Raw genomic sequence first — 16,258 nt, 5'->3', positions numbered from 1 at the left:
GTATTAAAAATTTGTATGATTTTGCCGCAAAGACATGAGCTAATAACCATTCAATTGCTAAATAACAACTAAATAAATTAAGGTAACGATTTTTATGAAAGCCACCAACCAATCGACTCTCTCTACCAGTTCGTCTACCAAGTCGCCTAAGCTGGCAACTCTGACAGCACTGGCCACAGCATGCGCCATGCTATTATCAGCCCCTGTCAATGCCGCAGAAACCAATGCGACAGAAAGTAATGCTGCGACTGCCACATCAGTGCCTAGCGCTATGGATTCTAGCAAACGTGTCATTCGCCTTGCTCAACCGAATGCGGCTAGTACGGCACAAGCAGGTACTCCATCAACTTCACCGACTGCGGCGCTAACAGCCAATCCTCAACAAAGTAGCGCTCAATCAAGTGCGCCTCTACAAAATAACGCTCAACAGAATCGTGCGCCGATGAGTACGTTGCAACCACAAGATGTTATACCAGCACCAAAAATACCCGAATTCACTGGCACCACTCGAGTCTATGAGCCTGGTCCATTGACCACTACTGGCATCGACCTGCGTAGCGGCCAGCTTACCAATATCCCAACGCCACAAGTGCAATTGTCTGATGTGAGCTTTGTACCAACCGTGTTGATTCCTCAGCAAAACGGTAATAACAACGATCAGCTAGACGTGAGCTTGCTTGATGACTTCATCGAAGATGTCTCACCTAATGCCCGTCATTACCCACCAAACTTCCCTAACCGCTCACAGCGTCATTACACACGTGAAAAGATCAAAGTATTGACTGAATGGATACAGCCTTATGCTGAGTCACCAAATGCTTCTTATGACGTATTAATTCGTGCTGCTAAACTTAATGGCATGGGACGTAACTTAGATTTGGGTTCAGACTACACTATCCGTGGTGGAAAATATGTTGACCGTGCCATTAAGCTTAAACCTGATAGCGGCGAAGCCAACTTCTTATATGGCATGATGTTATCAGAGGGTGGCGGCTTCAAAGAAGGTCAAAAATACCTAGACCGCGCAGTATCTCTCGGCTACACCGAAGCAGAGCAAAGCTTGGCACAGTCAGACTTGTTAAGTGATCGCCGCGATAATGCGCTAGAGCGCTTACGTCGTCTTGAAGGAAAAAATCCGAACAATGACATCATTCGCCAGCAAATTAAACTTATCGAAGAGGGTAAATTCTACATTTGGGATATACCTGCACCTGACATCAATGTTAAACCTGGTGCTTAGACCTCATTAAGTGAATTCATCAAATACCATGATTCCTCTATAATTTACATGTATTCGACTAAGCCTCTTTGTTTTATATCGAAATTATTTCAATATAAAACAAAGAGGCTTTTTTGTGTCTACCGAAAGTCTATTTAACTATGCTTATTAAACATACTTACTTTTTGCTTTGCTTAAATGAGCACCATATACGATTATCGGAATTTAAATAACATGCTTGAAATCTAAATAGCATAGTGTAATACAAAAAGTTACGCTACACTTCTTCTTGTCAATTACTGACTAAACCATGCTTTTATGACTAACTGGAATGACCTATGACTTTCGCTAGCCCTATCAAAAATATGGTGACGCATGCTAAGAAAACCCCACTGTCGATTACTTCAGTTGTCTTGATAGCCACAGTAGCATTATTACCTGCGTGTAGTACGGTATCCGTGAATAAGCAAGCGTCAGCGAAGACCATTACTGCGCAGCGCGGTAATATCGTCACCAGCAAAAAATTAAGCAGTGATACGGCATCAGCGCTCCTATCGGCAGGGCTCAATGAGCAAGCCTGTATGCAGCAGTTTGATTTATGCCTAACCCAGCTTACTGACAGCATTTTGAATGAGCACTATCGTCCTGCGCTGGCTATTTTTGCAGAGCTACATTACGCAAAAGCGCGCCTGCTTTCTGACTCTCAAGACTGCCGCAATGCGCTGTCTCGCCCACCACTTGATCCTTATTATGCCAATGCGCCTTTAGAAGATGCAGAAGCTAAAGCCCAGCAGGAAAACATCAATCGTTGTCTAACGGGTTATCAAGAGCGGTTGTTCGATGCTATCAAAACCAGTTATACCTATTTATTTTATGACAGTTTGGTACATGACTTTGACGGTGCTGATCAAGAGAAAAACCGCTCTCCTACACAGAGCCGTATCCCAAATGATACCGACATTCAGACCCAAGACATCTATAACGCTGCCAGTAATGATGTCATTACTCAGCTTTATAGATCTACCAACGATTCAGATAAATTGATGGGTGGCACCAAAGTCGATTATCTACCCACATCCGTTAGCAATCTTACTAATAGTAGCCAAGCAGCGATTGCCAATTATTCACCACTAAAAGGCAAACCGACTGACCAAGTCAAAGTCATGAAAATACAAGTCGATGATTATGATCTTGGTATTTATTTGCCCAATGAAAACAATTATCTACAAAATGCACATAAGCAAACCTCTGCACTAGCAGACTTAGTGTCCACTTACGAATTACGCCTCTCTGGGCTTAACTCAATCAGTAAACGTCCAGGCTTAGGCATTAGCTTGGTGGCTTCACTGGATGACCGTTATACCACCACGATTCGCCAATTGTTGGTGTCCTCATTATCAGGTCGATTGGCCAACGAACAAGACGAAGATAGCAGCAAGCCAAGTTCGCGTATCTATCCTACTGGCCACCTGCTATTAACGGGACTGATTCAACCAAGTGGCGATAGCGTGCTGGATGTACTAAGCAGTCGTAAGCTCGATATTCATTTATACAACCCATACCAAAATGAAAGCGTTAACATTCTTAATAATGACTATCCACTGGCAGCTAACTTTTCTGCTGGTTATGGCTTATGGCTGTCAGAGAATCAGCTAGATGGCGTTGGTTATCTAAATTTAATCACTCGCCAGCCAGAGGCAAGACTACCCAAATTATTCATGCTTGAGCCTTATGATCCCAATAAGCGCGTCCTGATTATGCTGCATGGTTTGGCCTCAAGCCCTGCCACTTGGGTCAATCTGACCAACGATATTCTCAATGATGACAAGCTACGTGATAACTATCAAGTTTGGCAAATATTTTATCCAACCAATTTGCCCATTTTAGAAAACCGTTATCAAATACAACAGTTAATCAATAGCACCTACGAGCAGACTGACCCTAAAGGACAAAATCGTGCCAGCAAAAACAGCGTGATTATCAGCCATAGCATGGGTGCCATTATCGCCCGCATGATGCTATCTGATGAAAACTTGGTCGATGATTTAGATAGACTAGATGAGCAAAATGTGCTGTCTGGGAGTGAAAAACGTAAAATTCGTGACGCGCTTAAAGCATCCTTTGGTGAAGATCAGCTAAAAGAACGTTTTGAGCTAAAATCCTTGCCACAAGTAGATACGGCTGTCTTTTTATCAGCACCTTTTCGTGGAACTGACTATGCAGATCGTTGGTTCACTCGGGCACTGCGCCGTATTGTCTATTTGCCAGTCGGTTTGGTAAAGACTGTCACGGACAACTTAGCAACCATTGCCACGCAAGGTGATTTGGCACAAAACCCTTTGGGTGCTTTATATTTACAAAATGGCGCAAGTCAGCTAAGCGACAAATCCTCTTTTATACAGTTGACTAAAGACATCGCTATCAATGATCGCATTACCTATCACTCTATCATTGCCAATAATGATGCCGATATCACTAAAGGACTGGCGCAAATGCAGCCAGCTGGTGCAAAGATTGACTTGTCGCAAGCAGTAGAAGATACCGAAGATGAAATAGTCAGTACAAGTAGTTCTTCTGATAATTCGACGTTACCTGCCCAACCGCTGGTTGCTGCCGTCACTGTCGATGAAGATATCAGCCAAGCGCTGACTGAGCGCCTATCAGATGGCATCGTGCCTTATACCAGTGCTCATCTTGATGGCGCTGCCTCTGAGACGATTATCAACGGTGGTCATAGCATTCAAACCAACCCGCAAACTATTTTGACCTTACGACGAATCTTACATAAGCAATTGCAGGAATGATGACCACTTTTGTCATATAGCACTGCGCTCGCCTTTGCGCTGCAAAGTTAAAATTCAAATAGGTAACTTTATAACTTTGTACTGTGTTGGATATTTGTACCTATCTCAGCATCTAAATAAGACCCTACTGTTATTAAGGAAAACTGGATAACACCTTGTTTTTTCGGGCGATTGATTCGATCTTTCAAGGTTTATCTAAGCGGATTTTAATGACTATTAGGTATGCGCCAGACTTGTTGCTCAGCTTGCGTGTATATCGAGGGAAGCGCATAATATATTGACAGCACATAACAGTAATGTATTAATTTATAGGGATATAAATTACTTAATTCAGCTAAACAGTCGTTAGCTTAGCCGCACTTTATCCCTAAGGTTGCTCGCTAATCGACACTGAGCCATTGCCCGTAATACTTTTACCTTGATCTATAGACAGTTATGGGCAGTCACTTAAGCGTTTTATGGAAGCCAGCGCTATTCAGCTAACAAATAAGGGTGACCGTTTATGTTCGCTACGTTTATGATCGACCAGCTCGATGCGCTGACACTCGCGCGCATCCAATTCGCTTTTGTTGTCTCGTTCCATATCGTGTTTCCTGCCTTTTCTATTGGGCTGGCCAGCTGGCTGACGGTACTTGAGTTCCGTTGGCTCAAAACTGGCGAGCCTATCTATGCGGAAGTTTATAAGCACTGGGTTAAAATATTTGCCGTGGTGTTTGGTATGGGTGTGGTGTCCGGTGTGGTAATGTCCTACCAATTCGGTACCAATTGGGCAGTTTTTTCTGACAAAGCCGGTAACGTCTTGGGACCACTACTCGCCTACGAAGTATTGACCGCGTTTTTCTTAGAAGCGTCCTTTTTAGGTATCATGCTATTTGGTTGGGGCCGCGTGAGCAAACGTATGCACTTTGCCTCAACCGCCATTGTCGCCATTGGCACGCTGATTTCAGGATTTTGGATTTTGTCAGCTAACAGTTTTATGCATACCCCGCAAGGCTTTATGATGGGCGCTGATGGACTGTTATATCCTACCAATTGGCTTGAGATTATTTTTAATCCTTCATTCCCTTACCGCTATGCTCATATGATCACAGCGGCATTCCTGACGACTGCCTTTGTCATCGGTGGGGTTGGTGCTTATTATATTCAGTCTAAAAAACACATCGAGCACCGTCAACATGGCCGCGTCATGCTAGGTATGGCCATGATTATGGCGATATTTATAGCACCAGCTCAGGTGTTGATTGGCGATGAGCATGGCCTAAATACATTGGAGCATCAGCCAGCGAAAGTCGCAGCGATGGAAGGTATTTGGGAGGACGAGCGCGGCGCAGCATTACGCTTATTCGCTATTCCTGACCAAAAAAACCAGACCAATAAATATGAAGTTAGCATCCCTTATGTATCTGGGTTGATCCTAACCCATTCGCTAGATGGAGAAGTGAAAGGTCTGAAAAACTGGGCTCCTGAAGACCAACCGCCTGTCATTATCGTATTTTGGGCATTTCGTATTATGGTTGGTATTGGCATGTTAATGGTACTAGTCGGCTTATTTAGTCTCTATAAATACTTTAAAAAACAACAGTACAATCCTGAGAGCGTCTGGTTTCACCGTGCTTGGATGATGATGACGCCGCTTGGCTTTATCGCATTACTATCGGGCTGGTTTGTGACCGAGACAGGACGTCAACCATGGACCGTATATGGTGTGATACGCACCGCTGAAAGCATGTCACCGCTCGCAGCACAGCAAGTGGCAACCACGTTGATTGGTTTTATTGTCCTCTATATATTTGTCTTCGGTGCAGGCAGTTTTTATATTCTACGCTTGATTGCTCAAGGGCCAAAACCGTACGAAGATCCTGCTGAAGATAACTTCTATGAGCACTCAGTGACCGAAAGCCAAGGTCGTGCGCTCAGTGGCGATAGCAATCCTGCTGAGAGTACTGAAGAAGATATAGATGCTCCTGCAAACGATGCCGATGATGGAGGGTTACGCTAATGTTTAACTACGGTGATGTATTAGATTTACCTTTAATTTGGGGCGGACTTATCGCTCTATCCGTCTTTATCTATGTACTGCTTGATGGCTTTGATTTGGGCTGCGGGATTTTGTTTCCCTTTGCTGGCTCAGATAAAAACCGTAGCCGCATTATGAACTCTATTGCCCCGTTTTGGGATGGTAACGAGACTTGGCTAGTACTGGGCGGCGGTGGATTGTTCGCTGCTTTTCCAGTGGCTTATGGCATTATCATGACGGGTCTTTATTTACCAGTAACAGCGATGTTGTTTGGTCTTATCATGCGCGGTGTGGCATTTGAGTTCCGTTTCAAAGCATCGTCACGTCGTCATGTCTGGGATACGTTCTTTTTTGTAGGTTCAGTCGTTGCCACATTCTCACAAGGCATTATGCTTGGGGCGCTCGTACAAGGTCTTGAGGCAAGCAACCGTTTATATACTGGTGGGCCATTTGATTGGTTAACACCTTTCTCTATCGTCTGCGGCTTTGCCATGATTATTGGTTATGCCTTGCTTGGTTCCACATGGCTCATTATCAAAACTGAACATACCCTACAAGTCTGGGCACGCAAAGTTTCTGGCTGGATGCTTTCTGCTTTGATAGTGGCAATGATCGTTGTCACAGCGTTTATGTATTTTTCAGACATCAATGCCCTCGAAGGCTGGTTTGGCTTCCCAGGTCTACTATATCTAGCGCCTATGCCAATCATTGTTGTACTATTATTTTTCTTGATGCGTAAAGACTTAAGTGGTGAGCGCGAATATCGTCCTTTCTTGTTAACTGTGGCGCTGTTTTTGATGGGTTATATCGGGGTTTGCTTTGCCATATTCCCATACATCGTACCCTATCAGATGACGATTTATGAAGCAGCCGCAGCTGACACCTCACTATCCTTTATGTTAGTTGGTGCCGTCATAATGCTACCGATTATCCTGAGTTATACCGCTTTTGCCTATTATACCTTTAAGGGTAAAACGGGTCATGAGCATATGTACTAAGGGTAAATAAAGGATATAAAAGTGTGGTACTGCAAATATTAGCAGTGGCCATACTTTTTAGCTAAGCGCATTAACACGTAGGAGGCGAGCATGAAAAAGCTCAGTAAGAAACAGTCACAATGGGCATGGTTCATTGGGCTATATATAGCAGGGTTTGCTATTATTTTTACGATTGCTCAATTAATTAAGCTGGCTATGGGTGTTTAGCCGCTATTTATTGCCCACTTACCCATTGCTATACAACGTAAAAAAGCAGCGCCGATTAATCGACGCTGCTTTTTTTATAAGAATGCTTATAGAAGGTTAATGAGAACTAAGCATCTTAATCTAAGCGCCTTGATGGTTATCGACACCATTGCTTTCGATAAACTCGTTTACCTGTGCTAAGCGTTCAGGCGTGCCCACATCTATCCAATTATCAGAAATGACTTCAGCCGTAATTTGAAACTTTATCATCGCTTGCTTGAGCAATGGCGCCAACGCTGCTGGCTGACCTGAAACCAACCCATCGACCAATCGTGGTGACATCACACTAATGCCAGCAAAGGTATACTTGTCTGCACCATCAATCGGCTGTTCACTGGCTAAACTATTATTGATGGCAAAATCACCGCCGTTATTATGCTGTGGATTATCAATCAATAACAGATGTGCGCGCTGATCAGCACTCAGCTCATAATCTTGCAACTGCGCAAAATCATAGGTCGTCCATACATCTGAGTTCACTAAAATAAATGGCTCATCGCGTAGCTTGCCAGTTTGTAACGCTTGAAAAATACCGCCTGCGGTCTCTAGAGGCTCATCACCCTCTACTGACCAATGCAATTTGACGCCATATTGCCTGCCATCACCCAGTATATCCATCAGCTTATCAGCCAGCCATGACGCATTAATCGTGATATCAGTGATACCAGCCGCTTGTAGCGCTTTAATGTGCCAGACGATAAGCGGTTGCCCACCCACCTCCACCAGAGGCTTGGGCGTATCAAGTGTTAACGGACGCAGACGCGTGCCCTTACCAGCAGCCAAAATCATTGCTTGGGTAATCATTGCTCGGTTAATCTCAGCCATGTGCGCTCCTTTTTTTATTTTATTGGATTCTACATTCAGATTAAAAATTGCTGATATTTTAACGCAATTTATCAGATGAGAATTCGCGTCAAATGAAACTTGCAAGTGGTTCGTTCTAAATATATTGCTGTACGAACTTACTTTGATAAGCTGGCAGTATATTATCTCTGAGACTCTCATTAAACGGTGCTACTGCTTGTTGCATATGCTGACTGCCATGCGCCTCTAACCATTCTAATTCAAACATTAAATCACGCATCACCTTAGGAATATCCGCCAAATAGCGGTCTTTGCCATCTCGCTCAGACAAGCGAATAAAAATCCCCAACACTTTTAGATGTCGCTGAACGCCCATGACATTCATATCGTTTTCGAGCTGCTCTATGCTATCTGCAGTGGTCAAGCCCGCCTGCTTTTGCAACTGCCAAAAATCATTAATCCATGCAGAGACTTGGCTCTCTGGCCATTCTACATAAGCATCTCGCAGCAATGACACCAAGTCATAGGTATAAGAGCCGATGACGGCATCTTGAAAGTCAATCACACCTAAGCGCGAGCGATCCGCTTGGTCTTGCATTAGGTTGCGACTGTGATAATCACGATGGACGATGACTTGTGGCTGCTGCAAAACCTCTTTTATTAAGGCTTCTTTTAAAGTATCCCATATCGCTTTATCAAGCTCGACACCGATATAAGGTATGAACCAATCGCTAAATAAATCCATCTCACGATCTAATAACGCGGTATCATAATCTGGCAATTGATGTTGCGACTTTGCTGTTTTAACTGGGACAGTCTGTAGCGCGACCAACGTCTGCATTGCCAACTGATAATGCTCATCTATCTGAGCAGGCGTCGCATCAAGGAGCAGATGGGCGAACTCTACCGCACCAAAGTCCTGCAATACCAAAAAGCCTTTCGTCACATCTTGCGCGATGAGCGTCGGCACATTGATCGCCGGTGCCATCAGTTTAGTCACATTGATAAACTGGCGCATGGCGTCTTGTTCGTCCGCTGAGTCCATGACAATATAATGTGCAACATGCGTGTCATTACTGTTTGATAGCTGGATTCTATGGTATTGGCGAGCACTCGCGTCACCGGGTAGACTATCGAGTTTAAACGCTTGACCAGCAAATACTTGCTGCAACCAGCTCTCTAATTGTTGTAGACGGCTATTGAGTTTGTTATCGATCATATTAGGCTCTAAAATTATTTTATCAGTCATAATGGGCATCACAGGTTAAATATAAGTCGTAAACAATTAAAGTAGTGATAAGTCAGGCAAAACCTTGTTAAAATAGCGATGTCTTGAGCCAAAAAAACTGCGGTAGCAGGCGTATTGGGATATCATTCGACATCTAGCGCTGAGCATAACCGCAAGCAACCATTCAAAAAACAGCTTGGCTATATTATGAATTTTGGTAAATAGTGTAGCTGATTTGGTTTTTTTTGACTATGATTAGTCGTCATTATATGTAAAACAGCCAAATTCTTAAGATAGCATTATCAATCAGTGATTTTTTAGTCGTTTATTAATCGACATACATGATTAATAATATGGTTAATAAATTCAGTATCGCAATCCAATAGGCTCTGCAATCATAGGTGTGCCCTTGTTATATTCTCCGCTTTACCAAAGCATCCGTTTGATCTTATTTGGTGCCTTAGGCTTGTCCAGCCTAAGTGTTAGTGCTGCGCCCAGCAATGCTGACACACAGCAAACTGAGTCGCTAATCACTGACAGTAGCACCCGTTATATCTCTGACGTTACACCTGATGCCAATCGCAGTAGTGTCCAAAAAGATAGTGACTATAATGATATCCGCTATCAAAATAGCAATAGTCAAAAGACTGACTTTCAGCGTAATACGTATCAACAGACTGCTACTGATAACAATACTTCAGACAGTAGTTTTGACAATACTTTTAATGAAAGCGCCTTTAATGAAAGCACCTTCAACGACAGCATCTCTAATGAGAGTGCTATTAATGAAATCTCCTTAGACAACCGTCCTCTAGAAATTACCGCCATTAACGAGAGTGATGATAAAGGTTTTGTACCAGCAGCAGATACGATTGCTACCACTCAGAACAATAGCACTGCCCTGCTTGCTGAAACCACTGTACCTAAAGCCGCACAGAAAACTAGTAAAGTTGATGTGAGTGATGAAAGTATCCAAGATAGTCTGCTGCGTTTAGCAGAGTTTTATGAGCTGACCCCCGATACAGACGCCTCAACGTTAAACAATAGTGATAACGCTAACCAAGATGTCATTCAAAACGGGCTAACACCTACCCCGCAAACCATTCCCAAAGTGGGTAGAAACCTACAGTTATTACCGAATGCCGTAGATAGCGCCCAACGCTGCGAAGGTCAATGGGTTTATCCAAAGAGCAACCCCAACTATCAACGTGCTGTCAATGAGGCAAGAGCAACCAATGGTCAGCCTGCGCCAAACTTAAATGGTCTCCCGAATAATCAAGCGCCGCTGTTTTCAGAATCAGATTATGGTTATTACGACAATGTCGACTATGCAGAGCTGTCGGGCAATGTCATCATCAATCAGGGTACCCAGCAGATAGAAGCAGAAAAAGTCTTGTTAGATTTGAGCAATGGCATTGCCGCCGCTCAAGGCAAAGTCATGTTTACTGACCAAGCGACAGGCCAACAAGTGCCACGTAGCAACGCACTAAACCGCTCATCGAATAACGCCCAAGCCAATTTCACTGAAAAAGCATCAAAAGGTGGTCTTATTGGGGTCGCTGATAGCTTAAATTATAATACTGAAACTGGACAGTCAACAGCCAATGATGTGGCTTTTGCCAGTGTAGAACTGCAAGCTCATGGTTATGCCAAGCGCTTGAACAGACCGAATGACAATCAATATGAGCTAGATGATGTCATGTTCAGTACCTGTCCACCAACCAATCGCAAATGGCAGTTTGATGCCAAAAGCATTGATTTAGATACGGATACGGGTCGCGGCGAAGCCTATAATACCACTTTCCGTATCGCTGACGTGCCTGTGTTCTATTTGCCTTATTTCAACTTCCCGATTGATAATCGTCGCAGTAGTGGTTTTTTATTGCCGAATGCCAGTATCAGTAGTGAAAGCGGTCTTGAGATTGATGTGCCCTACTATTTCAATTTGGCACCCAATTATGATGCTACGCTGAATACCCACATTTATACCGATCGCAATCCTATGGTGTCAGGCGAGTTTCGCTATCTGACCGAAAGTTATGGCGAAGGTATTTTTAATGGTTCATATTTGCCTAATGACAAAGAATATAATGACGAAAACCGCTCTAGCTTCTTTTATGATCATTATTGGTCATCTAAGAGTATTCCACGCTTAAGCGGTGATGCAAAATACAGTTATGTGTCAGATTCAGACTACCTCAATGATTTTGATACGCTGGGTCTATCAGGCAGCACCATAAACTTACCACGCCGTGCGCGTGTCAATTACTATAATGACTATGTTGATGGTGAATTGAAGGTAGAAACCTTTCAAACTTTAGACGCTTTTACCAGTAATGGTAAACCCTTAGAAGACAAAGATAAGCCTTATTCAAGATTGCCGCAGCTCAAACTCGATTATCGACTGCCGTGGGCAAAAAACTTCGATATCACTGGTGTGAGCGATTCTGCTTACTTCAAAAAATCCATCGACGATGGCTCTGAGAATGAAAAAAGTGGCGGGCGAATTTATAATAAACTCAGTGCCGTTTATCCAATGGAAAAATCTTGGGGGTATATCAAGCCCAAACTAAGCTTGCAACATCTCTATACCTCTTATGATGAGGATAGCTTAGCTGACAATCAGCTGAGTGAGAAAGACGGTAGCCAGTCGGTATTTGTACCGCAAGCCAGTATTGATGCAGGTCTGCATTTCTACCAAGCAGGCTCGCCTTTTGGCGCATTCGACGATACCATGGGTGGATATCGCTTGCTAAGCCCGCGATTGAAATACACCTACTCACCGTACAAAAACCAAAATGATATTCCCAACTTCAATACTCGTATCGCCTCTATTAACTATGAGCAGCTATTTTCAGATAGCTGGTTTTTAGGACATGATCGCTTGCAAGATTTGCACTCTATCACTCCTGGCATTAATTATCGTTACATCGATGCAACGGGTGTGACACGTTTTGATGGTAGCATTGCAGAGCAGTTCTATTTAGATGATGGACGTGTAACGCTTGATGATCAGCAGCCGGTATTTACTTCATCATCATCAGGCATGGTATGGGATACTAGCACTCAACCTTATAACAATTTTTGGGTTGATGTCAGCGGAGCACTGACCAACGACTACGATTTAAATTATATTACGACTGAATTACGTTATCAGCCGTCTGACAACAGCTTGTTCAATGTGGGCTATGTCAAACGCCAACGTGATGAAAACACCGATCAGCTGCCGCTCTCTGCTTTTACTGCATCGGCGGTCTTTCCTATCAATAACAGCTGGCGAATCTTGGCTCAAGGTCAATACGATTACAATCGTGATAAAGTCCTGGATTCGTTGGTCGGCGTTGATTACGAAGATTGCTGCTTTGGTTTTGCAGTTTATGGTCGTCGTTACTATAATGACTTAAATGTCAAAGACAAACCAACGCAAGCCATAATGGCAGAGATTAGATTGAATGGTCTTGGTAGTGGTAGCAGCCGCCTGACCCGCTTACTCTCTGATAAAATCTTGGGCTTTGAACCTGTCCAAACTGCTTGGAAAGACTAAGACCGTTCTTGTATAAATATTTGTACTATATATTTCATAACCCCGTTTGTAACCCTATTATAGGCAACGCTGTTTAATATTTGACTGTTAAAAGCATTAGATAGCGTTGACCAACTACCATCCGATGCGATGACATTGATGAGGAGCATCATGAGATTTTTTTCTTTACGTCAAACCAGCCGTGCTGTACTGCTATCTATGAGTACCAGCCTAGCGCTTACATTGAGTGCACAAGCTGCCACCGTTAAACCTGCACAAGCGCCTCAAGCAAATACCGCGGCTGCGCAGAATAACGTCAATCGTTTGACGCCAGCCAATAGCACAGACGGTATCATTGCTTTAGTCAATGAAAATGCTATCTTAAAGAGCGAGTTGGTCGATGCTATCACGCAAGCTCAAGCACGCGCACAAGCGGCTGGAGAACCTATTGCAAACTCAGCACAGCTACAGTCTGAAGTATTAAATGCACTCATCTTACGTGAGCTACAGCTATCCATGGTCAAGCGCGTCGGCCTTAACCCTGATGAAGCCACTATCAATCAACGCCTTGGGCAAATCGCGCAAGCAGAAGGACTGACTAGCATCTCAGCATTGCAGCAGCGTTTAGACGCAGCAAAACCTGGTAGCTATGCGGCGCTACGTGCGCAATTGATCGAAGACGCAGCCATTCAAGCCTTACAACAGCGCCAAATCGGTAGCCGTGTACGCATTAGCGAACAAGATATTGATGCATTTTTAGCCTCACCTGAAGCCAAGCGCTTAAACCAGAGTGAATATCAAACGATTCATGTACGAGTGCCTTACATAGATGATTACAGCCGACTATCAGAAGACCAACGCAATGAGGCGCTAAAGGTAGCAGAAGCCTTGCGTACGCGCTTGCTGGCACCAAACGTTGATGTCGCTGAAGCGGTCGCTGCCAGCCAAGGCAACTATCCTATTCCGCTACAAGGTGGTGATATGGGCTTTCATAAAGCCGCTTCTCTACCTACAGAGCTTTCAAGTGAGATTACCAAACTTGAGGTTGGCGCGGTCAGTGCACCATTAATAACACCTGAAGGCATCGACATCATTAAACTTGCTGACAAAAAAGCCAGCGATACCATGCTGATACCGCAGTGGCATACGCGTCACATATTGGTAAAAGTTGATGAATTACAGACAGACGCACTTGCTGAGCAAAAAATTAATGATTTGTATGAGCAGCTACGCAACGGCGCTGATTTTTCTGGTTTAGCATCGACCTATTCAGATGATCCCGGTTCAGCTGGCCGCGGTGGCGACCTTGATTGGGTGAGCGAAGAAGACATGATTGGTCCATTCGAAGCCATGATGAAAAACACGGCAGTTGGTGACTACTCTGCTCCTTTCAAAACCCAGTTTGGCTGGCATATATTGAAAGTCGAAGGCAAACGCCAACAAGATGTTAGCGATCAATATCGCCGCAACATGGCACGTCAAGCGCTTTACCAGCGCTTAGCACCGCAAGCCAAAGAAGACTGGCTACAAGAGCTACGCGCAGGTGCGTACATTCAAGTACTTGGCTAATTGCTGTAGGCATCGATAAGTCAAATATAATAATGCTTTGTCAAAAAAGGGTATATGCTAATGCATGTACCTTTTTTTATTGACGTTTATTTAGGCTTTAAAAATAATCGGAATGTAATCTCAAATATGTAGCAGCACTCATAAGAATACCGAATAAAATCAATATAAATATTATCTATTTTATAAGCCAAGTAAATTTGACATCACTATTCGCTTTTTGGACTGATATAAGATGGTATAGATTAAGAAAATTACACACAAAGAAAAGCCCCGAACCTAGGGCGATTGGTTCGGGGCTATGGCGCTTCATATTGTTGTTATTATTTCTTCCATGCTGACTCATCCTAAGTCATGAACAGTATCCTATAAGACAGCGGGCTGACCTGTGCTTTTATTGATACTGTCTCAACACTGCATCCATGCGTATCCTTGTGTTGATGGTGGTATTGTAGGGTAATCAGTTTAATGCGACTAGAGGCTAAAGACCTTATTTAACGTAAGCATATGCTTACAGCCTTTTTTAAATTGCATCATACGATGATTACGACATTGGCAAGCTATTAACCCAGACTTCTCTGCTCCTCTGCATGTTCCTGTGAGACTTTTTTGCCTTCTTTCTTGCCTTCTACTATTGTATTATCTGTCTCTTTGATATCTTCCGATTCTGCAGTAGGGGCATTTTTCTCTTGATTACTCTCCGCTTCTGGTTCGTATTGTAAAGTCGTCATAACAGGAAAGTGATCCGAGCCTATAGAAGGCATACGTCGAATATCTACTACTGTAAAGCAAGCACTATGGAAAATATGATCCAGCGCCCAGCGTAAAAATGGATAGCTGACATGGAACGTATTAATAAAATGTCGACCAATACGCGGGTCTAATAATCCTGATATACGTTGAAAACGTCGAGTCGTCTTTGACCATGCCACATCGTTGAGATCGCCTGCCAATATCGCGGTTTGCTCGTTTTCTTTGATGTGCTTGCCAACCATCAATAGCTCAGCATCGCGGGTGGTAGATTTATCCGCTTCCGTCGGACTCGGCGGCATGGGATGCAAGCAATACAACCAAATCACGCGACCACTTTGCAGACGCAGCTGGGCATGAATAGAAGGTATGTCATCGATCATCAAGTACTTGACTTCAGGATCAATCAACTCAAGCTTAGAATAAAGATGCATCCCATACAGATTGTCTAGTGGCACTTTTACGGTGTAAGGATAATCAGGTTCGATTTGATGGAGCGCTTTTTCCCATTTTTCATCGCTTTCTAGCGTAATTAAAATATCAGGCTGTCTTTGCTTCACCAAATCCACCAATTTTTGGGTGTCATCATTTGGCGTTAGTACGTTTGATACCATTATTTTTAGTTGATACGCCTGTCCTTCTGGCTTATCTTTTGCCTTTTGGACTTCTTTTTTCCATAGCTTGGTATACGGCAATATCATTCTCAGCTGAAAGGCCAACGTAATGCTTAAGACAATAAATAATAGCCACTGCCCTAGCTGCCACTCTGACCAAAACATCAGCATACCAATCCAAGCAATGACACCCAGTACCATGATCTGAATACGCGGAAATTCCACACCGCGCACCCACCAATTATCCAGTGGTATCCAGCCCCAAATCGTCACAAATGCAATGAATCCTGCTAGCCACTGTATGCTGTAATATAATAGTGAGAGATCCATAGTATGTATTAGCCGTCTATTAAGAGGATGATTAAACCAATCACTCTGCTTATTGTTAATTGGATGATAAAGGTTTGCATGGTTTGAACTGATGTCATGACATTGACAAAAATTAAAGGCGCAAGAAAAAAGTGTAAGTACCACACCGCATAAGCTAAA

At 43.5% G+C, this 16,258-nt stretch carries 10 protein-coding genes; 7 read left to right on the top strand and 3 right to left on the bottom strand.

Translation table 11 applies throughout. The features are described from left to right. Window positions 1–94 precede the first annotated feature (94 nt). The 5 genes from JFC10_RS10755 to JFC10_RS15125 all read left to right on the top strand — a co-directional run bounded on the left by JFC10_RS10755 (window position 95) and on the right by JFC10_RS15125 (window position 7,245). Window positions 95–1,240 (top strand): hypothetical protein, encoded by a 1,146-nt coding sequence (locus tag JFC10_RS10755; protein ID WP_198332809.1) that lies wholly within the window; start codon window positions 95–97, stop codon window positions 1,238–1,240. A gap of 317 nt (window positions 1,241–1,557) precedes the next feature. Beyond that, window positions 1,558–4,023 carry an esterase/lipase family protein gene (locus JFC10_RS10750; RefSeq protein ID WP_198332808.1) on the top strand — a complete coding sequence of 822 codons (2,466 nt, stop codon included), beginning with the start codon at window positions 1,558–1,560 and terminating at the stop codon, window positions 4,021–4,023. 517 nt (window positions 4,024–4,540) lie between these two features. After that, window positions 4,541–6,022, top strand: a complete 1,482-nt coding sequence (locus JFC10_RS10745; protein WP_193013043.1) for a cytochrome ubiquinol oxidase subunit I — start codon at window positions 4,541–4,543, stop codon at window positions 6,020–6,022. Beyond that, a complete protein-coding gene (cydB, locus tag JFC10_RS10740; protein ID WP_193012993.1) occupies window positions 6,022–7,038 on the top strand; it encodes a cytochrome d ubiquinol oxidase subunit II in 1,017 nt (338 codons plus the stop codon). Before JFC10_RS10745 ends, cydB begins: the two co-directional genes overlap by 1 nt. 90 nt (window positions 7,039–7,128) lie before the next feature. After that, a complete protein-coding gene (locus JFC10_RS15125; protein WP_406947309.1) occupies window positions 7,129–7,245 on the top strand; it encodes a DUF2474 domain-containing protein in 117 nt (38 codons plus the stop codon). A gap of 120 nt (window positions 7,246–7,365) precedes the next feature. Here the strand turns inward: JFC10_RS15125 and murU are convergent, their stop codons facing one another. Together murU and JFC10_RS10730 are read right to left on the bottom strand one after the other, a co-directional pair. Beyond that, on the bottom strand, window positions 7,366–8,109 hold the full coding sequence (gene murU, locus JFC10_RS10735) for an N-acetylmuramate alpha-1-phosphate uridylyltransferase MurU (protein WP_227685819.1): 744 nt from the start codon (window positions 8,107–8,109) through the stop codon (window positions 7,366–7,368). Window positions 8,110–8,224: 115 nt separating this feature from the next. Then, window positions 8,225–9,337, bottom strand: a complete 1,113-nt coding sequence (locus JFC10_RS10730; protein ID WP_227685818.1) for an aminoglycoside phosphotransferase family protein — start codon at window positions 9,335–9,337, stop codon at window positions 8,225–8,227. 388 nt (window positions 9,338–9,725) lie between these two features. Between JFC10_RS10730 and lptD the strand changes: the two genes are divergently transcribed. Beyond that, window positions 9,726–12,860 (top strand): LPS assembly protein LptD, encoded by a 3,135-nt coding sequence (lptD, locus tag JFC10_RS10725; protein ID WP_198332806.1) that lies wholly within the window; start codon window positions 9,726–9,728, stop codon window positions 12,858–12,860. A gap of 150 nt (window positions 12,861–13,010) precedes the next feature. Continuing rightward, complete coding sequence (locus JFC10_RS10720) at window positions 13,011–14,408, top strand: peptidylprolyl isomerase (protein ID WP_198332805.1); 1,398 nt, start codon at window positions 13,011–13,013, stop codon at window positions 14,406–14,408. A gap of 560 nt (window positions 14,409–14,968) precedes the next feature. Here JFC10_RS10720 and JFC10_RS10715 read toward each other — a convergent pair. Then, on the bottom strand, window positions 14,969–16,099 hold the full coding sequence (locus JFC10_RS10715; RefSeq protein ID WP_198332804.1) for an endonuclease/exonuclease/phosphatase family protein: 1,131 nt from the start codon (window positions 16,097–16,099) through the stop codon (window positions 14,969–14,971). Window positions 16,100–16,258: the final 159 nt, after the last annotated feature.

This window comes from Psychrobacter aquimaris, from assembly GCF_016107525.1.
Lineage (GTDB): Bacteria > Pseudomonadota > Gammaproteobacteria > Pseudomonadales > Moraxellaceae > Psychrobacter > Psychrobacter aquimaris.
This window is presented reverse-complemented; position numbering and strand designations above follow the sequence as displayed.